The 18,649-nt window shown below is 60.7% G+C and carries 19 protein-coding genes and 3 pseudogenes; 9 read left to right on the forward strand and 13 right to left on the reverse strand.

What is annotated here, in order from left to right; translation table 11 throughout:
* Nucleotides 1-243 precede the first annotated feature (243 nt).
* The gene (locus AMC88_RS28025; RefSeq protein ID WP_012490137.1) at nt 244-588 is read right to left on the reverse strand and encodes a helix-turn-helix domain-containing protein; all 345 of its coding nucleotides are present in this window, start codon (nt 586-588) and stop codon (nt 244-246) included.
* A 179-nt stretch (nt 589-767) separates the two neighbouring features.
* Here AMC88_RS28025 and AMC88_RS28030 point away from each other — a divergent pair, with 179 nt between their 5' ends.
* Both AMC88_RS28030 and AMC88_RS28035 read left to right on the forward strand, forming a co-directional pair.
* Nucleotides 768-1,406 (forward strand): acyl-homoserine-lactone synthase, encoded by a 639-nt coding sequence (locus AMC88_RS28030; RefSeq protein ID WP_064820368.1) that lies wholly within the window; start codon nt 768-770, stop codon nt 1,404-1,406.
* A 157-nt stretch (nt 1,407-1,563) separates the two neighbouring features.
* A complete protein-coding gene (locus AMC88_RS28035; RefSeq protein ID WP_004672081.1) occupies nt 1,564-2,289 on the forward strand; it encodes a helix-turn-helix transcriptional regulator in 726 nt (241 codons plus the stop codon).
* A gap of 16 nt (nt 2,290-2,305) precedes the next feature.
* Here the strand turns inward: AMC88_RS28035 and AMC88_RS28040 are convergent, their stop codons facing one another.
* Nucleotides 2,306-2,770: an Lrp/AsnC family transcriptional regulator gene (locus AMC88_RS28040; protein WP_010021586.1), complete on the reverse strand. Its 465-nt coding sequence runs from the start codon at nt 2,768-2,770 to the stop codon at nt 2,306-2,308.
* A 125-nt stretch (nt 2,771-2,895) separates the two neighbouring features.
* Here AMC88_RS28040 and alr point away from each other — a divergent pair, with 125 nt between their 5' ends.
* From alr to AMC88_RS28055, 3 genes are all read left to right on the forward strand, one after another.
* Entirely contained in the window at nt 2,896-4,029 is a 1,134-nt protein-coding gene (gene alr / locus AMC88_RS28045) for an alanine racemase (protein WP_064824080.1), read from the forward strand.
* Nucleotides 4,030-4,059: 30 nt separating this feature from the next.
* On the forward strand, nt 4,060-5,328 hold the full coding sequence (locus AMC88_RS28050) for a D-amino acid dehydrogenase (RefSeq protein WP_064830127.1): 1,269 nt from the start codon (nt 4,060-4,062) through the stop codon (nt 5,326-5,328).
* Nucleotides 5,329-5,409: 81 nt separating this feature from the next.
* Complete coding sequence (locus tag AMC88_RS28055; protein WP_064820365.1) at nt 5,410-6,429, forward strand: helix-turn-helix transcriptional regulator; 1,020 nt, start codon at nt 5,410-5,412, stop codon at nt 6,427-6,429.
* Between the two features lie 245 nt (nt 6,430-6,674).
* Here the strand turns inward: AMC88_RS28055 and aptA are convergent, their stop codons facing one another.
* Complete coding sequence (aptA, locus tag AMC88_RS28060; RefSeq protein WP_037114266.1) at nt 6,675-8,009, reverse strand: omega-aminotransferase AptA; 1,335 nt, start codon at nt 8,007-8,009, stop codon at nt 6,675-6,677.
* Nucleotides 8,010-8,151: 142 nt separating this feature from the next.
* Here aptA and AMC88_RS28065 point away from each other — a divergent pair, with 142 nt between their 5' ends.
* Nucleotides 8,152-8,700 (forward strand): cupin domain-containing protein, encoded by a 549-nt coding sequence (locus AMC88_RS28065; protein WP_037114264.1) that lies wholly within the window; start codon nt 8,152-8,154, stop codon nt 8,698-8,700.
* A gap of 89 nt (nt 8,701-8,789) precedes the next feature.
* Here the strand turns inward: AMC88_RS28065 and AMC88_RS28070 are convergent, their stop codons facing one another.
* From AMC88_RS28070 to AMC88_RS28085, 4 genes and pseudogenes are all read right to left on the reverse strand, one after another.
* Nucleotides 8,790-9,977: a hypothetical protein gene (locus AMC88_RS28070; protein WP_064830128.1), complete on the reverse strand. Its 1,188-nt coding sequence runs from the start codon at nt 9,975-9,977 to the stop codon at nt 8,790-8,792.
* Between the two features lie 281 nt (nt 9,978-10,258).
* Nucleotides 10,259-10,705, reverse strand: coding sequence for a DUF5086 family protein (locus AMC88_RS28075; protein WP_064820363.1), 447 nt, complete (start codon nt 10,703-10,705; stop codon nt 10,259-10,261).
* Between the two features lie 5 nt (nt 10,706-10,710).
* Entirely contained in the window at nt 10,711-11,496 is a 786-nt protein-coding gene (locus tag AMC88_RS28080) for a pyrroline-5-carboxylate reductase (protein ID WP_150124933.1), read from the reverse strand.
* 2 nt (nt 11,497-11,498) lie between these two features.
* Nucleotides 11,499-11,906 (reverse strand): annotated as a pseudogene (locus AMC88_RS28085) (FCD domain-containing protein); the annotation flags it as partial.
* A 109-nt stretch (nt 11,907-12,015) separates the two neighbouring features.
* On the opposite strand from AMC88_RS28085, the pseudogene AMC88_RS34330 reads away from it, so the two are divergent.
* Nucleotides 12,016-12,283 (forward strand): annotated as a pseudogene (locus AMC88_RS34330) (transporter substrate-binding domain-containing protein); the annotation flags it as partial.
* A 146-nt stretch (nt 12,284-12,429) separates the two neighbouring features.
* Here the strand turns inward: AMC88_RS34330 and AMC88_RS28090 are convergent.
* Nucleotides 12,430-13,431 carry an Ldh family oxidoreductase gene (locus tag AMC88_RS28090; protein WP_064820361.1) on the reverse strand — a complete coding sequence of 334 codons (1,002 nt, stop codon included), beginning with the start codon at nt 13,429-13,431 and terminating at the stop codon, nt 12,430-12,432.
* A gap of 184 nt (nt 13,432-13,615) precedes the next feature.
* Between AMC88_RS28090 and AMC88_RS28095 the strand changes: the two are divergent.
* Together AMC88_RS28095 and AMC88_RS28100 are read left to right on the forward strand one after the other, a co-directional pair.
* A pseudogene (locus tag AMC88_RS28095) lies at nt 13,616-14,081 on the forward strand (proline racemase family protein); the annotation flags it as partial.
* Between the two features lie 108 nt (nt 14,082-14,189).
* Nucleotides 14,190-15,029 carry a hypothetical protein gene (locus tag AMC88_RS28100; protein ID WP_064820360.1) on the forward strand — a complete coding sequence of 280 codons (840 nt, stop codon included), beginning with the start codon at nt 14,190-14,192 and terminating at the stop codon, nt 15,027-15,029.
* 104 nt (nt 15,030-15,133) lie between these two features.
* Here AMC88_RS28100 and AMC88_RS28105 read toward each other — a convergent pair whose 3' ends face one another.
* The 5 genes from AMC88_RS28105 to AMC88_RS28125 form a co-directional block, all read right to left on the reverse strand.
* Nucleotides 15,134-15,652 carry a hypothetical protein gene (locus tag AMC88_RS28105; RefSeq protein WP_064824078.1) on the reverse strand — a complete coding sequence of 173 codons (519 nt, stop codon included), beginning with the start codon at nt 15,650-15,652 and terminating at the stop codon, nt 15,134-15,136.
* A 138-nt stretch (nt 15,653-15,790) separates the two neighbouring features.
* Nucleotides 15,791-16,375: a TadE/TadG family type IV pilus assembly protein gene (locus tag AMC88_RS28110; protein ID WP_064820359.1), complete on the reverse strand. Its 585-nt coding sequence runs from the start codon at nt 16,373-16,375 to the stop codon at nt 15,791-15,793.
* Between the two features lies 1 nt (nt 16,376).
* On the reverse strand, nt 16,377-16,907 hold the full coding sequence (locus tag AMC88_RS28115; RefSeq protein WP_064824077.1) for a TadE/TadG family type IV pilus assembly protein: 531 nt from the start codon (nt 16,905-16,907) through the stop codon (nt 16,377-16,379).
* Complete coding sequence (locus AMC88_RS28120; protein WP_064824305.1) at nt 16,904-18,259, reverse strand: TadE/TadG family type IV pilus assembly protein; 1,356 nt, start codon at nt 18,257-18,259, stop codon at nt 16,904-16,906. Before AMC88_RS28120 ends, AMC88_RS28115 begins: the two co-directional genes overlap by 4 nt.
* Before the next feature lie 203 nt (nt 18,260-18,462).
* Nucleotides 18,463-18,642, reverse strand: a complete 180-nt coding sequence (locus AMC88_RS28125; protein ID WP_064824076.1) for a hypothetical protein — start codon at nt 18,640-18,642, stop codon at nt 18,463-18,465.
* Nucleotides 18,643-18,649: the final 7 nt, after the last annotated feature.

Consider the following 18,649-nt stretch of genomic DNA (forward strand, 5'->3'; position numbering starts at 1 on the left):
TGAGACTTGCCGGGGACCAGATCGAGAAATATTCCAGACCCGGACGGGAGAAATATTGTGGTCGAATGGGCGTTCAGAGTGAACACAAAATCTTTGCGGAGGGCAGGGTGGCTGGCTGCCTGCCGCCCTACCCTCGGTCGCCGCTGCTGAACCTTTAACTAGAAAGATCGTCGACGATCCGCCTTTTATCAACCTAAAGGTGTTGACCTCAGGTCAAAAAATCTTGGAGAATTGCGCTTGGCGTTACGGGTGTTCCGGCGGGATGGATTCGACCAGTCCGACGAGATTGGAGCGTGTGGCCGCAGACCGGTTGCGCAACGCCAGAACCATTTGCAATTCGGTGGCGGAGATCGCGCTGTTCCTATGCCAGTCCATTGTGCCGCGCCCGAGCAGCAGCCAGTCGAGGGAGACATCCAGCAGGTCGGCGAGCGCGCAGGCGCTTTCCAGCGAGGTATGACCGCCATTCTGCCAGCGTGAGACGGCGGCGACGGACACGTCCAGTTCGGCCGCCAGGGCGTGAACTTTCCGGAACTTGCCGCGGGATATCGCCTCCCGAATACGCTTGCCGCGTGCCATGTCGTGGGTCATCAAGAATCCTCCCGTTGTTGCGATAAAATTGGCAATTACCAAGGGCTTTCGGTCGACGAATATCAGCTATTTCTTATGGAAGGGGACGGCAAAGCCAAGCACCGGTCAACCTGGTGAAATATCCAGATTGCGCCCGGTAGGCCTCCTGTTGAACCGTCAGCACATCAGGAGGGACGGATATGTTGCGGATACTCACCAAAGACATGCTCGAGACCGATCGACGGGCTTTCGATGAAATGTTTCGGGCTCGCGCCGCCGTTTTTCGAGATCGTCTGGGATGGCAGGTCGATGTCCGGGATCAATGGGAGAGGGACCGATACGACGAGGCTGAGGATCCCGTCTATCTCGTCACGCAACAACCTTCCGGCACGCTGACGGGTTCGCTGCGCCTGCTGCCGACCACCGGCGCGACGATGCTCAAAAGCGAGTTCCGGCATTTCTTCGATCAGCCTATCGACGTTGATAGCCCGACGACCTGGGAATGTACCCGCTTTTGCCTTCATCCGCATGCCGGCGATATGAAGCAATCGCGCGCAGTCGCCACGGAGCTGCTCTCAGGGCTTTGCGATCTTGCGCTCGACACCGGCATCGAAAACATTGTCGGCGTCTATGACGTCGCGATGGTCGCGGTGTACCGGAGGATCGGCTGGAGGCCGACGCCGCTTGCCCGATCCCGGCCCGAGATCGGCAAGCTGTATGTTGGTCTATGGGATGTGACGGCGGACAATTGTCGGACACTTAGGGCCAACCTGTCCCAACTTCTGGAGCAAGCCTCTCCCTATCCTGCCAGAGTCCTTGTCGATGGCGGCATGCGATAGGCGCCGTGTCCCAACGCCCAGCAGTGGGATAGGTCTCACCGGTCTTTAACTTGTTCTTCATATCGCGCCATGGTTGCCAAAAATATACTGTTCTCGGTAATCGTGAAATGTTACCATCGCGAGCAGTTCAAAAAATACGCAACCACGAGTCCATCTCATGCTGAGCAGTTCTCGTTTTTTCTACTGTCTGGACCGGATCTCCGCATCGCCGACATTGCAGGATCTGGAAACGACGCTGGACGAAGTCCGCCACATCTATGCGATATCGCATATGGTTCTCCATGTGACCCGCTTCGCGGGCGCCACGGACAGCAATCCCCTGCTGATGCTGACCTATCCGCCCGAGTGGGTGAAACAATATCGTGACCGGGACTACTTCAGCATCGACCCCGTCGTGCGTCTCGGCCGGCGTGGCTTCCTGCCCGTGGAATGGTCCGCATCAGGATGGGATTCAGGCCGAGCCTATGGCTTCTTCAAGGAGGCCATGGCCTTCGGTGTCGGCCGGCAAGGCGTTACCCTGCCCGTGCGCGGACCGCAGGGGGAGCGATCGCTGTTTACGGTGACCTCCAACCACCCCGACGCCTATTGGCGGCAATTCCGCATGGACAGCATGCGCGACCTGCAGTTTCTCGCCCACCATCTCCACGATCGAGCCATGGTCTTGTCGGGCATGAGAAAAGTTGCGGATTTGCCGCGATTGTCACGCCGCGAACTGCAATGCCTGGAGATGACCGCCAATGGCTTGCTGGCCAAGCAGATCTGCGCCCGCTTGTCCATTTCGGTCAGCGCAGTCCAACTCTATCTCGCCTCGGCGCGCCGGAAGCTGACCGTTGCCACGACGAGCGAAGCAGTTGCTCGGGCCACGGCGCTCGAACTGATATAAGCGTGCCGATCCCTGTTTATCGCCGGCCCTTGGTGCGTGTCGCCAGAACGTTGCGAATCGAAAAGCTGGAATGAATCCTCAGAACGCCGGGCAAGGTCGAAAGAATTTCCTTGTGGATCCGCTCGAACTCGCCCGCGCTGGCGACCTCGACGCGCAGCAAATAATCCGAACCACCGGTCATCAGAAAACATTCGCGGATTTCCGGATGCCGGCGGACCGCCGCCTCGAAGCGGTCGAGATGCTCCTCGGTCTGCCGTTCAAGCGTGATGTTGATGATAACGGCGATCATTTCATCCGCATTGCCGGTGTCCACCAGCGCCGTATAGCCGCGGATGACCCCTGATTTTTCCATGATCTTGATGCGTCTCAGGCAGGCCGAGGGTGAAAGGCCGATCTCGGCGGCGAGTTTGGCGTTGCTCATGCGCGCGTCCAGGCGCAGCAGTCTGAGAATATTGCGATCGATGAGGTCGAGGGCAGGCATGAACGTTTCCTTCAGATCATGATTTATTATGCGAATAATAGACCGCACGTGCAATAATCGACGACAAAATCATCGGCAATTTCGCTCATTATTTCATAAGCTTCTGACATTCAGATGGGGTGGACATGGATAGCGACATTTTGGGTTCCCGCGAACGCACCGTTACGATCACGCAGGGAGCCACCGGCTATCTGACGATCGATCTTGCCGCACTCGGCCGCAATTATTTGAAGCTCGCGTCGATGCTGGCGCCGGTCCGCGCGGGAGCCGTCGTCAAGGCCGACGCTTATGGTCTCGGCGCCGAACGGGTCGCCCAAACGCTCTATGATCAGGGCTGCAGGCATTTCTTCGTCGCCCAGTTCGTCGAGGCCGTGAGGCTGCGGCCAGCCCTTGCCGAGGATGCCCAGATATTCGTGCTGAACGGCTTGCAGCCAGGCAACGAGGTCGCCTGCGCCGAAGGCGGTATCATTCCGGTTCTCAATTCGCTCGCGCAGTGGCGGCAATGGTCGGCGACCGCGCGCTTGCTGACGCGCAGCCTGCCGGCCGTTCTGCAGTTTGACACCGGCATGTCGCGGCTCGGCTTTCCCTGGGAAGAGCGAGCCGAATTGGCGGCAGTCATCGGCGACGGCGCCAATGTCGAGATCCTGTTCATCATGAGCCACCTGGCCTGTGCCGACGAGCTGGATAGCGGCCAGAACGGCGACCAGCTTGCCGAGATGGCGCGCATTGCCGATGAATTTCCGGGCTTCGACATCTCCTTCGCCAATTCCGGCGGCGTCTTTCTCGGCGATGCCTATCATGGCGTGCTCGCCCGCCCGGGCATCGCCCTTTATGGCGGCGCACCGAACGCCGGCGGCACGAACCCGATGGAACCGGTCGTCAGGCTGGACGTCGCCGTCGTGCAGACGCGCACCGTACCTTCGGGCGCCAGGATCGGTTATGGCGGCGCGCATGTGACGCGCAGAGAAACCCGCCTTGCCACCATCGCCGCCGGCTATGCCGACGGCCTGCCGCGCAGTCTCGGCGATTGCGGCGCCGTTTATCACAAGGGTACCCGTCTGCCGATCGTCGGGCGCGTGTCGATGGACAGCGCGACTGTCGATATCACGGCTTTGCCCGAGGGGGCACTGAGGCTTGGAAGCCTTGTCGAAGTGCTTGGCCCGAACCAGACGCTGGAAGACGTGGCTGGCGCTGCCGGAACGATATCTTACGAAATCCTAACTGGTCTGGGCGATCGTTACGACAGGCAATATTGCTGAGAGCCGGCCGGCATTGTTCTTGAGGAAATCATGAAAGTCATCGTTCTGGGGGCCGGCATCGTCGGCGTCACATCCGCCTATCAGCTGGCCAAATCAGGTCATGAGGTTACCGTCGTCGACCGGCAATCGGGGCCGGCGCTGGAGACGAGCTTTGCCAATGCCGGCGAGGTCTCCTTCGGTTATTGCTCGCCCTGGGCAGCCCCCGGCATTCCTGCCAAGGCCATGAAATGGCTGTTCATGAAACATGCGCCGCTCATCCTGCGCCCGAAATTCGACATGGCCATGCTTGCCTGGATGACAAGGATGCTGTCGAATTGCACCTCGGAGCGTTACGCGATCAACAAGAGCCGCATGCTGCGCCTTGCCGATTACAGTCGCATCGCGCTCGCCGAGCTTCGCGCCGAAACCGGGATTGCCTATGACGAACGCATGCAGGGAACGCTGCAGCTGTTCCGAACGCAGCAGCAGCTCGATGCCTCGGCGAAAGATGTCAAGGCGCTGGCGGCGGACGGCATTCCCTATGAGGTGCTGGACCAGGACGGCTGCATCCGCGTCGAACCGGCGCTGAGGCACGTGCGCGACAAGATCGTCGGTGGCCTGCTGACGCCCAAGGACGAAACCGGCGACTGTTTCAAATTCACCAATGCGCTCGCCGCCCAAGCCGAAGCGCTCGGCGTCCGCTTCGCCTATGGCACGACGATCAAGGCGCTGGACGTCGAAGCCGGCCGCGTGCGCGGGGTCGTCACTGATGGCGATCCCGATCGCGAGCGCGAGCGGATGAGCGCGGACGCGGTGGTGGTTGCGCTCGGCAGCTATTCGCCGCTGCTGCTCAAACCGTTCGGGATCCGCCTGCCGGTCTATCCGGTCAAGGGCTATTCGCTGACCATCCCGATCACCGATGCATCCCGCGCGCCGGAATCGACCGTCATGGACGAAACCTACAAGATCGCCATCACCCGGCTCGGCGACCGCATCCGCGTCGGCGGCATGGCCGAAATCTCAGGCTACACCAACGATCTCGGCCTCGCCCGCCGCAGCACGCTGGAGCATTCGGTCACCGATCTCTTCCCCGGCGGCGATGTGTCGAAGGCCTCTTTCTGGTCAGGCCTGCGTCCGATGACGCCCGACGGTACGCCGGTCATCGGCCCGACCAAGATCGCCGGCCTTTTCCTCAATACCGGGCATGGCACCCTTGGCTGGACGATGAGCACCGGCTCGGCCCGGCTCATTGCTGATCTTGTCAGCGGCGCCAAGCCGGAAATCAATGCAAAGGACCTTGCCATCAGCCGTTACACCTGAAATCTCACGAGGTGACGTGAAACAGAAAGGTGGTTATCTGTAGGAATTGGTTATTATCCAAGGGAATTTTCGATATCCTATATGACCCTTTATTCGCATAAGCCTGCCGATACCAGTTCCGCCCGCCACTCTGCAACGCAGAGCTTCCCGTTTCGGGAAACGGCCGAAAGCGGGACGGATCCGGACGAACTTTCGGAAGCATTGTCGACGCCGAAAGCTTCGATCAAGATTACTGCCGATGGCAATATGCCGATCGCATACAGCTGCAATTTCATCTCGCTGGGAGATGTGAGCGTTGGCGATTGCGCTTATGAGGGCACGATCTTCTCCAAGCGGGAAGGGATCAGCGAAAAGATGGCTATATTTCTGCCGACGGAAGGGAATATGTCTTTCGGGGGAAGGCAGGGGCCGATCTATTCGGTCCCCGGCCGCGGTACAATCCTGGAGCCCGGCCGTGCCAGGGGCACCGCCATTTTCGGCACACGCCGTCATCTCTGCCTGTTCATCGATCAGGCGAGCATCTCCAGGCGCCTCACGGATATGCTGGAACGGACGATCAGCGCCGATCTCGATATTCATCCCGATATCGATCTGACGGCCGGTGCGGGACTCGCCTTGCAGAAAATCGTCGCCAACCTTCACGGCGGTCTTACCGGCAACGGGCCGTTGCGCCGCTCGCCGCTCGCCGTCAGTTCGCTTAGCGACGCGGCGATCTATCTGCTTCTGGAGAGTTGTCCCAATCGCTATTCGGATGAGCTCGGGGCGAGCGCGCCGATGCCGGCTCCTCGGCACGTGAAATGGGCCATCGATTTCATGCACGAACATATCGCCGAACCGATCTCGCTCAGCGAGATTGCGGCGGCGGCCAAGGTGAGCACCCGGACTTTACAGCAAGGCTTCCGGCAGTTCAGGAACACCACCCCGATCGCCTACCTGCACGAAATCCGGATGGTCGCCGCTCATCGCGATCTGCTCGAAGCCGGCTCGAAGCAGGCCGTCGCCGATATCGCGCTCAGATGGGGCTTTACGCATCTCGGACGTTTTGCCGCCGAACATAAGAAGCGGTTCGGCCAGCTGCCGTCGCAGACCTTGAAGGTCTGATCTAGGCAAGCCTGCCCATGACCGGCCGCATATTCTGCGGTTGGTCATGGGCGTGATCCGGGCTTCGCGTCAGCCGGCTGCGATGATCGTCAACGTGCGGGCGGTCCGAGAGCGGCGGGCGGCGTCAGAATTCTTCCCACTCGCTGCTTGTAATGGCGCCGCTGCCATGGTCTCGCCGGTCTGGCAGACCAAGGGTACGTCGGCCATTCCCCGTTTTATGGCGAGATACTTCGATGTCGGGCAGCCTAGGCTGCGCGCTTCAAGGCGTCCCCAAGCGTCGAGACGAGCGTGTCGATCTGGCCCTTCTCGATGATCAGCGGTGGAGAGAGGGCGATGATGTCGCCGGTCACGCGGATCAGCAGTCCCCTGTTGAAGCAGTCGACGAAGACGTCGTAGGCGCGTGTTCCGGGAGCGCCATCACGCGGCGCCAGTTCGATCGCGCCGACCAGGCCGAGGTTGCGGATGTCGACGACAGCAGGCAGGCCCACTAGTGAATGGAGGGCGTCCTGCCAGTAGACGGCCAGGTCTGCTGCACGCGTCAGCAGCCCTTCCTCCTCGTAAATTTCGAGCGTGGCGAGACCGGCGGCGCAGGCGACCGGATGGCCGGAATAGGTATAGCCGTGGAAGAGCTCGATCGCATTTTCCGGGCCGACCATCAGCCCGTCATAGACCTTGCGGCTGGCAAAGACCGCGCCCATGGGAACAGCGCCGTTGGTCAGGCCCTTCGCCGTGGTGACGAGATCGGGTACGACGCCGAAGTAATCCACCGCGAAAGGTGTGCCGAGGCGGCCGAAGCCGGTGATCACCTCATCAAAAATCAGCAGGATGCCGTACTTGTCCGCGGTGGCGCGCAGCTTTTCCAGATAACCCTTCGGCGGCAGGACAACACCGGCCGATCCCGACATCGGCTCGACGATGACGGCTGCGATGGTTTCGGCGCCGTGCAACTGCACCAAGCGCTCGAGATCGTCCGCGAGTTCGACGCCATGCGCGGGAAGCCCCTTCGAAAAGGCATTGCGCCCGATATCAAGCGTATGGCGCATGTGATCGGCCGGGATCTGCGGGAAGACCCGCCGATTGTTGACGAGGCCGCCGACGGAAATGCCGCCGAAGCCGACGCCGTGATAGCCTTTTTCCCGGCCGATGATCCGGGTGCGCGTGCCCTGGCCGATCGCGCGCTGATAGGCGATGGCCATCTTCAACGCCGTGTCGACCGATTCCGAGCCGGAGCCGGTGAAGAAGACCCGGTCGAGCTTGGCGTCAGCCCCGCCCGGCGCGTTCGCAGCGAGCTTGGCGGCGAAGTCGAAGGCGATCGGATGCCCCATCTGGAAGGTCGGCGCATAGTCGAGCGTGGCGAGCTGCCGCTCGACCGCCTGGGCGATCTTCCTGCGGCCGTGGCCGGCGTTGCAGCACCAGAGCCCGGCCGTGCCGTCCAGCACCCGGTTTCCATCGACGTCGGTGTAATACATCCCTTCGGCAGCGGCCAGCAGGCGCGGCGCGGCCTTGAATTGCCGGTTGGCGGTGAACGGCATCCAGAAATTTTCGAGTACGGGCGCATTCGTCTTGCTGATCTGGTCCATCCTGGCCTCCTTTGAAATCGCCCGGAGAATGGCAATTTCCATCCTTCAAACAAGTCCTTTTCTTTGCCGATGCAAGTTATTGAAATTGAACAACGAAGAAGATAGGTTTTGTGATATTCTGGACAACGCAAACGGATCCATCATGTCAGTCGACATCGGCAGCCGCCTTCGCCACCTGCGCATCGCCCATAAGCTTTCCCAGCGGGAGCTCGCCAAACGCACTGGCGTGCCGAACTCGACGATCTCACTGATCGAATCGAACGCCTCCAACCCTTCGGTCGGCGCTCTGAAACGGATCCTCGATGGCATTCCGATCGGGCTGGCGGAATTCTTCGCCTTCGAACCGGAGCGTCCGAAAAAGGCCTTCTACGCCGCCGAGGAGCTGGTGGAGATCGGCAAGGGCGCCATTTCCTACAAGCAGGTCGGCGAAACCCTGTTCGGGCGCAGCCTGCAGATCCTGAAGGAATGCTACCAGCCGGGGGGCGACACCGGAAAAATTCCCCTTGTTCACGAAGGGGAGGAGGGTGGGGTCGTGCTCTCGGGAAGGCTCGAGGTCACTGTCGACGACGAGCGGCGTATCCTCGGGCCGGGGGATGCTTATTATTTCGAAAGCCGGCGCCCGCATCGGTTCCGCTGCGTCGGACCGGTGCCCTGCGAGGTTATCAGCGCCTGCACGCCGCCGACCTTTTAGTTCGATTTCGCAAAAGCGCGCGGTGATTGCGGAAAGATGATCCCGAAGGCGGACCGATAAACGGTCCGCCTCCGGCGGTTGATTTCGACCTAGTCGTTCGCTGATACCTTGACACCGAGCACCGTGGGAATGGTGTTCGGCGCGCCCATGGCTGCTCCCACGATCATTGGTACGGGAACCGGCTTTTCCGGGGCGGCGCGGACCGTCAGGCTCTTCGGCCCGTCGAGATAGGTGTTAAGGGCTGCCGATATCTGGTTTTGCAGTTCCGGCATGTTGAGTTGCGCCATCATCATCGGAACCAGCGCCTTCAGCGATTGCGCCAGCTCGTCGCCCGTGACGCCTTGCTTGGCGCCGGCATAGTCGAGCGCCTTTTTGGTGATCGAGGCGTCGTCGAAGCGGATCGAGGCGCTGTTGAACGTCAGCTGCTGCATCAGCCCCATCATCGCAAGTCCGGCGGCCTGGTTGGCCTCTTCCTTATTTGGATTGGCTTCGGCTGTCCTGACCGCCTCCTGCAGCGATTTGATGAAGCCGAGCGTGTAACCGGAGAAGTCGATGGCGAAGTTCAGCCGGCCGACATTTTTGAAATCGAAAGCATATTCGTCGAGGACAACCTTGCCGCTTTCGACTTCCCAGCTTCCCTTCATCGTCATGGTGCCGTCGAGCGTCGTCAGTCCGAGCTTCTCGATGGCCTCTTTCGCGGATGCGTCCTCGACCTCAGACAGGTCGGCCTTGAAGCCGGCGACATTGGCGTCATAGGCAAAGCCGCCGTCCTGGCGCCCCATGTTTGCCTCGACGCCTTCGATAGTAAACACGTCCTTGCCCTTGATGTTGAGAGCGATTGGCCCGGTGCTGGCGGTTTCATAGAGGAGGATGTCGTCCAACGTCTCGCCGGTCGCATTGGCGGGAATCGTCAGTCCGGTGAACAGAATCGCCTTGGCGGAAAAGCGTCCTCCCTCCTGTCTGAGATCGACATCCGGGAAGGAAAGTGTCTTGGCGTAATAGCCGCCGCCTTCTTTTTCTTCCACGCCCTCGAAGGTGAGGTCGCCGATCTTCAGCGCATCGCCGGGCAGGTTCGCAAATCCCACCTGGACGCCCGTTGCCGTCACCGTGTCGCCGTCGACTTCGGCCTTCTCGAAGGTGATGACCGTGCCGCCGGCATTGGCCGCGGCGCTGAGCTTCTTCATCATATCCGCGCCGTCGAGGGCCAGCGCCGGGCCGGCCAGCGTCAGGAACGCCGTGCTTGCCATCATCAGGTGGAAATTGCGCAAATGCTTCATGGGGATGTCCTTATGTAGAAAGGTGATGCGGTGAAATTTATGGAATATGCCCTGCCGGGCTCTGCTGGCAGAGGGGCGGGACGTCACGTTCGCCAGATCAGCTAATTTGGGGTGATGCGATCGGGATCGGCCGGAACCGGCGGGCCGGAAAACGGCCACCCCGCCGCCGGTGGGCGGGTGAGGATATTTTCTCTAGCCGAGGTAGTTTTGTGACTCATCGCCAGAGCTAAATTGCATTTCGTCGATATTTGCAACCGCGAATTTTCGATGGCGGAGCGGAATTAGTCGGGCTTGCCGGCAATGCCGACGCATTCGAGGATCGTCGTGCGGCAAACGCCCGCCTCCCTCTGCGGGAGAGGCTGCGCGCGCCAGTTCTGGTAGGCGATCCGGAATTCGATATCCTTGTAAAAATAGGTCCTGGCTTTTTGTCGCGAGCGGCTCCTGTTCAACGCATCGGCCGTGACCACGACATGGGTGGCAAGCCGTTTGAATTGCCACGGCGGTGTGTGTCGCTCCTTTTCGATCACCTCGACGTGGTAATAGGGATCGTCTTCCCCGGGATCGGGAAGCTCGTGGACGGTGGCCCAACGAACGGTCCGTGGTGAGATGGAGAGAATGATGGCGGAAATGGTCGGTCGCTCCACCGCTTCGGCGCGTGCCCAAGTCGTCTGGCCCAAAATCGCGGCGACTGCCGAAAGGACGGTCGGGGATTTTCGCTTGGGGCGCATGCACTTCAGCTGCTGCGGCCCTCAATTCGGGCGAGCACGCCGTCGAGCGCTGCGGTCAGCGCAGCGAGGCCGCCCTGCTTGTCGACGTCGGAAAGAACCTGCTCGTTCAATCCGCCCTTGGTGGCGAATTCGCGGCTCAGCGCGCTGAATGGCTCGGTGCCGGGGCTGTTGGCCTTCTGCGCCAGACTGGCGAAAAGCGACGCGATGTAGGCATTTGCCGTCGGCCTTTCGAGGCCGCTTTTTTCCAGCCAGCCGGCCAAGGTTTCCATAATGCCGAAATAGGTCGACATCATAGAGCTCGCCGCTGCGAGAAGATCGTATTCCTTTTTCGACTGGCACTCGACGGCGGTCCCGAGCGTATCGAACAACGCCGCGACGACGGCATCGGGCGGGAGAATGGCAGTGACGCCTTGCCGCTGTGCAACGAAGGGCAGGGGGATGGCCTGGACGAGGTGCACGTCGGCACCGATCCAACCGAGAAGCGCCTGACGCTCCGTCGCTGCAACGAGGCTGACAACCAGCTGGCCCTTCCGGAACGAAAGCGCCCGTACCACCTCCTCGGCGATCTGCGGCCGGATTGCCAGGAACACCATGTTGCTGCGATCGACGACACTCTGGTTATCCCCGGCAATCCTGACGGAGGCGAACTCCTCTGCCAGCGTGGCGGCAATGTGCGCGCTCCGCGGCGAAACGTGAATCTCGGAGGCGTAAGCCGGTGCTGCCAGAAGCCCGCGAACCATCGCTTCGGTGATCGCTCCGGTGCCGACGAATCCAATGCTGTTGATCATCACTGTTACTCCGCAGCCCGCAGCGGTCCCAGCGCGACATCCGTCGTGTAGTTCTCGCGCATGAAGTTGATGAAATTGTCCTGGAACTGGCGCGTATGGGCGTGGGCGAGCTCGTCGGCCAGATCGACGTTCTTGTCCCTGATGGCGTCGAGCATCAGCGTGTGTTCGTCCGTCAGCAGATAGCCCTCATGGGTCCGCTCCAGATATTCGAAATGCAGGTGCAGCAAGCGCTGGCCCTGCGACAAAAGCTTCTCGTAGAACGAGGCGAGATACTGGTTTTTTCCGGCATGGGCGATCGCCATGTGGAATTCCTTGTTGGCTTCAGACATGGCGAGATGATTGTCCGTCCTGACCGCCGCTTCGGACGTCTTCAGCCGCTTGGCGATGCTCTTCAGGTCGGCTTCGGTTCTGATCTTCAGACACTTAAGGCCCCTTCTCCAGGCGCCGGTCCATTGGGCCAGAAAAACAGCGTGTCGGCAAGCGGAACCGCGCGCTTCGCGCACAGCAAAGGAGCAATGCCCGATGCTTTCGAAGTTGATCACGTCCGCCTTGCGGGCGCTGCCCGCGCTCGCTCTGATGGGAGGTCTTTTCGCAACCGCCGCACGGGCCCAGACCGCCGAGTGATATCGGCAGGTCACGCGCGATCCGGCGACGGCGAATATTCCGGCTTCTTTGCCGATCTCTGCAAGGAATTCGCCGATGTCCTGAAGGTGAAGCCCGGATCCGTCGATACGACGTGGGACAATATCGCCGCCGGTCTGCAGGCAGTAAATGGGATCTGTCGCTGGCGCCCATCGCGGCGTGCCGGAGGCGGGATGAGGAACAAGCGGCAAGCCTCGTTAATGCTCACATCATGAGCGCCTGCCGATCGCTCCTCGAACATCTTCCAGCAAGAAAGCCTGGAATGAGCGGCATTCTCCAATCGATGCCGGACCGTCAGGCGCCCGTGATCTTCACGATGGCCTCAAAGACCGCGCGCGGCAGTTTCAGTCCTTGCGACGCCGATCGGGGATATTCGATACCGTCGACACCGGGCACGAACACGCCGTGTTGCTGAAGGCGATCAACCTGCCGACGTGCGCGTTCGACAAGACTATCATCGCGGCGCCCCGGCATCATCGCCACGACGGTCAATCCGACGGCAGGGCTGTCGCTTCCCTCTCGGAAAGATGGCGTGTCCAATGACCAGGGACCGCCGGAGAGCCCGGCCGACAACATTTCCACCATCAGCGCCACATTGGCACCTTTGCGCCCGCCGAAAGGAAGCAGAGCTCCGCCAAGCGCTTTTGCCGCATCCTGGGTGTCGTTACCGGCTTCGTCGACGGCCCATCCCGCCGGGATGCTGCGCCCCTCAGCTGCGGCTGCGACGATATTGACATAGGCGGTCGCGCTCGACGCCTGGTCGATGATGAGAGGCAGCGACCCTTCTCCGAGCGGAAAGCCGAAGGCTATCGGGTTGGTGCTATAGACGGCAGGGCGGCCCGCTTTGGCAACCACCATGGCATTGGCGTTGGTGGCGGCGATGCCGACGATCCCTTCGCCGGCAAGCCTGCGGACATAGTATCCCAGTTCTCCTGCCGTGTAGCTGTTCGTCTGCGTGAAGATCGCGAGCCCGAAATTGCGCACCGCTGCCACGAGATCGTCGAACGCAAGATCGAAACCGAGCTGCGCGATGCCCCGATCGGCGTCGGCGACGAAGAAAGCGGGATAGGGACGCTCACACCTCGGCGAGGGATTGCAGTTGATACGCCCCTCGCGAAAGCTGTCGAGATAATCCACCATATGCGGAAACCCGAGTGTCGCAGGTCCGTAGAGTGCGGCGGACAAGGTGGCGTCCACGAGGGATCGGGCGGTGGCTTCCGTTGCGCCGGCTGCCAGGCAAGCCCGCATTGCGAGGGCCTCCGCTTCCGGCTGATCGAGCACAACCTCATCCGACATCTGAAATCTCCGTTCCCGTGTTTCCTTGAGTCCCGGTGCTTTGAAAGCATCCGGAGCGGCCGCTTTTCGGCCGGTAGCTGTTCCCGCCCATGGAATTTAGCAACAGCGGTGAGGCGACGAAAGGAAAAATGTACATGGGTGTCAATAAACGTGACTTTGGTCATTGGCGGGGACGGGCGGGAGATCGCGCGCGTCCGCGATGATCCACCAGGCCGCCATCGAAAAATTCCCGGTTGCCCATCCGCATTATCCCGGCGTCGGTATTACAATCTCACAGCTGTCGGGACCGACGGACGATCCGAACGCCGATCGGAAGAACACGGTGACGATGGCGACAGCGATCTTTCCTGGGACGACCCAGCCACCTGGACGGGTGCGCTCGATCGCTGCCTCTGCGGCACCGGCACCTGCGCGAAGATGGCCGTTCTGCATGCGAAGGGCGAATTGCCGCTCCATCAGGACTTCCGGCACCAAGGGATTCTCGGCAATATCTACACCGGCAGGCTGGTCGAGGAAGCAAGGATCGGCGACCAATCCGCCGTTGTCCCGACGCTGAGCGGCACCAGCTGGATCTCGGGCCTGAATACCCTCGTTCTCGACATGACGACCCCTTCACCGAAGGTTTCACCCTCGGTGACATCTGGGCTTAAGGAAAGGCGCGCGACGCATCACCCGCGGCGATGATCCCGCTTTCGTTCTGGACGCCATATGTTTACAAGCGGAAGCTGTAAACATTCGACCGAACGGAGGCATCGATCTTGCATATCCTGCGTCGCGCGCTGCTGGGGTCCTTGTGGGCCGTGATCGGCTGGAAACCGTCTTTCTCAAGGGAAGCGAGCCCCGAAACGGCGATCCGGGAGGAGGCGTCATCGGTGACGCCCCGGCATGTTCTGTGTTTCCTCGGGAAGGATCGCGACCTCAGCCACTTGTCCGCGGCGGCAGCCCAAGCGATTCGGGACTTCGCCGATGGATTCAGCGTCGACGAGGATTATTCGCAGGCAGAGCCGGATGATCGCATGAGCCAATCGTTCGATGTCTGCTGGGATCGGGTCGAAGCCGATGTGTGGACCGAAGCGGACGAGAAAGCCGTCGCCGATCATCAATCCGTCCTTTATGTGCTCGGGCCGAGCATGGCGCAGGCGGAGACGGTGAAGGTGTCAATGACGGCGCTGCGTCTCGTCGAGCGGCTGATCGCCGCGGGAGCGGTGGCCGTCAAAGGTGAAAGCGCCGGCATCGCCCACGGCCTCGATCGATGGAGAGCGTTGATCGGCCAAGGCGCGGAGGCGGTGAAAGCGGCAGATCCGCTCGCCCAGCAGCGCATCGGCCGGCTCGCTTTCGCCAAACGGCCGCTATCGGCGCGGGGATATCTGGAGAGCGTCGGCTTCCATCTCGTCGGGCTGCCGGAAGTTTATGTGTCGGAGGCGATGGGCAGCGAAAGGCAGATCGTTGCCATCATCGACCAGGTCGCCGATGAGATCGCCGGGCAGGGCCTGGATCCGACGCTGCAGAAGCGCCACGCCAGCCTTTCCTTCAGTTCCACCTATGAGGTGGACGAATTCAAGTTCAATCCCTACGGCATCGTCCGGCTTTCCGGATGAGCGGCCGCAAGAGCGCCTCAGGTTCTCCGGGGAGCCGGTCGAGCCGGAGGGCGTCGGCGAAACCGGCCGACCCGAACCTTGGCCGAGCATGGCCGGCAGGTCGCTCAATCGATCTGCAGCTCAAGTGTTTTGGCAAGCTCTTCATAGTGACGCGCAGACCCGGCATTTTTCTCGGCGGCATACTTGGCGCCCACCAGCCGCGCGGCCTCGGCCGCAATTCGGAAAGCATCGATCCTGTCCTGGGGCTCGGCTGCGGCTTCATCGCCGATATCGCCGCTGCTGAAGCGGCCGGCTTTGAAACCGTCTCCGAGATCGATGACGCCGATCTCCGGAACCCCGTCCCTCAACCGACCGAAGAAGGCCGCTCCGGCGCGTTCGCCGTCCCAACGCCGCAACATCCCTTGGCCCGAGGCCTTGCCCTCGAGGCAGGCTCCGATCCAAAAGGTGGGGCCGCCGGTCAGGGATGCCGGCGCCACGAATTTGCAGTGGCTGCCCGGATCCTGCGACCATTGCAATTCCGCGGCTGCCTGCGCAAAGCCCTGTGAATGGAACATCATCGCTGCGGCGATCGGCGCGGCAAAAAACAACCGATGCACGCCGCCGAAAATTTTTTCCGCCGCCATCTCATACCCTTCCGCGTTCACGAGCATCCGTTGCGTTGTCGTGGGAGCAAGCCGCCATTGAGGCGATGCAATGCACTATTGTCGCTCCGGCGACAACCGGTCTGGTTGCTACAGGTTGCCGCTCGCACACGCAGGGGCCTATTTGTAACTGATCGTGTCGCTTACGCGCGGGCGATTGAAGAAATGATGGTCGAAGCTGTAGCCGTTCTGGCCGGTGAAATTTGAGAAAAAAGCCGAGACCGGTGTCGTCAATGTGTATTCCACGCGGGTGAGCACGACCTGGACGCCGGCATCCTGGATCTGCGAGGGGATATCGATTGCGCTCGCCGCGCCGGAATTCGGCGACGTGGCGTTGAATGCGGCGGACCAGTTGACGGTCGCGTTGCCGTTCTTGCTGATATCGTTCACCGTGAGCGTGATCTTAAGCCCGCTCGTGTCATAGGGCTGCAGAATGAAGCTGGCGCCGGAAAGAAGCTTGGTGACATCGGAACTTGTCCAGGCGCTCTGCTGTCCGATCAGATCGCCCGTCGTCGAGGCGATTTCGTCGATCTTACGGCTGACCGTCAGCGCATGTCCGAGATCGACGGTGCCGAACAGAAGCATCACCAGGATCGGCAGCACCAACGCGAATTCGACGCCGGAAGCAGCCACCCCATCGCGCGCAAAGTCAAGCAGGCGGGATCGGGCGAAGCGGAACAGGGAAAGGCTTCGTTTCTTAATCATATCAGAAGGGCTCGTTGCGGAACAAAGCGGACGAGCCAAGGAGATAACGGCCGTCGGAAAGCTGGGCGCTCGACAGGGTGAGGAAGTTGACGACGGTGTCCCAGGGCAGGAAGGTCTGAACCAGAATATAATCGCTGCCCTTGCCGACATCGAAGGTCTGGGTGACAGCAAGATTGCCGCTGTTGTCGATCGGGTCGGTGCTGGTTGCCGATGACAGGTCAGAAAGCACGTTCACCTTGACCACCAGATCGCTGGAGCAGTTGAACGACAAAAGCATATCGTCGCAAATTTTCGCCTTGAACCCGGCGAGGGTGATCTTCGACGACGCAACTTCGCCAGTGCGGATCATCCGGGAGATTTTGTGAACCGAAGCGTCCAGCGCAGAGTTGACGAAGAACATGAGCGACACTTCGATGATGCCGAACAACATGATGAAGAGCGGCAGGGCGAGGATCGCGAATTCGATCGCAGCCACCCCTTGGCGATCGCCGAGCAGACGGCGAGCCGGAGCGAGCTTTTTTTCGCGCTTCATTGGGTCAGCCGGACGGAAGAGAGATATTGGGTAAAGAGCGCAGACAGGCCTTCCGTGATCTCAGTGGATGACGATGCCGATATGAACAGGCTCTTGGACGAGGCGCAGTCGGCAAGCGCATAGGGGATGTAGTCTCGCCTGGTGATGCTGCTCGACACATCGTTGTCCATGGTGCCGCCCCAGGTGCTCTTCCAGTTGGCGCTGGCCATGGTCGAGCCGACGGTTGCGTTGTAGCCCCAGTCCGAGGTGATTGGCAGGTATTCAGTGTAAAGCACGGCCATCGTGTTGGATTGATCTTTCAGATAGCCGCACCAATCAGGGTTGAGCGGCGCCACCTTGTTCCAATATGCCCCGGACGTCCTATTCTTGTTCACTTTATCGGTTACCCATTCGCGTTGCGACTGGACGCCATCCGTCAACAACAGAACCAGCTTGAGCGGCGTGCCCGAGGTGGTTCCGTCTCCTCCGGCGCCGACCTTCTGCTTGAGGGTTGCCAACGAGACGTCGAAATAAGTGGCGGCCTTCGAGGTCGCGCTGGTGAGGCCGTAACTCGCGTCCGCGAGGCGGGTGCGCGCGGTGTCGGTGCTGAGCGTCGGAGCCAGAACTTCCGTCAGCGTATCCCCGAGACCGTATAGTCCGACCTTGATCCGTTCATGATTGCTGTCGGACTCGTCGATCATGTCGAGCACTTCGCGGACGGCGTCGCCGGCGACATCCGCGCGCAGCTTTATGCCCTTTTCCGTGCTGTAGTCGTAGTTGTTGGCGTATGTCTTCTTGCCGATCGTGTGACTATCGCCTGTGTGGCAGGCGAATTGGCATTTGATGCCGGAATACATGGTCGACTGTCCTGCAGTCGTTGCCGCCAGAAGCATCGATGGAGAGGTGTCGATGACGATATAGACATTGAGATAGGAGGTGGCCGGCCCCTTGACGGCGCTAGCGACGCTGACAGGCACGGTATCGATATTGGCGATCTTCATGAAGGTAGTCGGAACGGTGCCGCTCGCCGTCGCCGTTATGTTGTGGTTGGTGGTATCGATCTCGATCTCACCAAGCGCGTAGCTGTTTTCCACCTGCGCATGGAACCAGTCGGAAACCTTCTGCTTCAGCGCGTCGGTGTCTTCGCTATTGTTAATCTGTTTGACCGCGGCGATCAGGGCTGCATCGAGGTCGCTCTGCATCCTCTGCCGGACATTGTAGCTGCGGATGTAGTCGAAGCTCGCGCCGACCGCGACAAGCATCGGCACCAGGCTGAGCGCAACGACGATCGCGACGTTGCCCGTCCTGTCCCTGCCGAGACTGCGAAGCGTGTGCAAGCACCGACCGAACGAAAATAAAAAAACTGCCTTCAAAAAAACACCAACGTCCTGAAGAAAATCGTGATAGCAAGATGTTTCAACGAAGCTTGAGCCTTTGTTAAATCTTGCGAGTTCCGGCCGCCAGCGGAGTTGCGGCACGCCGTTTGCTGCGCTTATCGTACATCTCTGCGAATTATGGATATTCGTGCCATGCTGCGGTGCCGGTCGTGGGAGACCGAATGGCCGTTTCGCGGGCTTCAGCGCTGCGTCAACAGATTTCTGTTGTTAAAGAAGTCATCGACCACGGCGATCGAGCCTTTCAACATGTGGGGCGCCATGGCGTGGGACTGGGCGGTGACGTCGCCTTTGAACGCCGAGGACGTCGGCTGTCTCAGCACCAAATGTGGGAGACGCGCTTGCCGGTAGCGCAGCCGCATGGGCGCA

Origin of the sequence: Rhizobium phaseoli (assembly GCF_001664385.1) — a bacterium.
GTDB lineage: Bacteria > Pseudomonadota > Alphaproteobacteria > Rhizobiales > Rhizobiaceae > Rhizobium > Rhizobium phaseoli.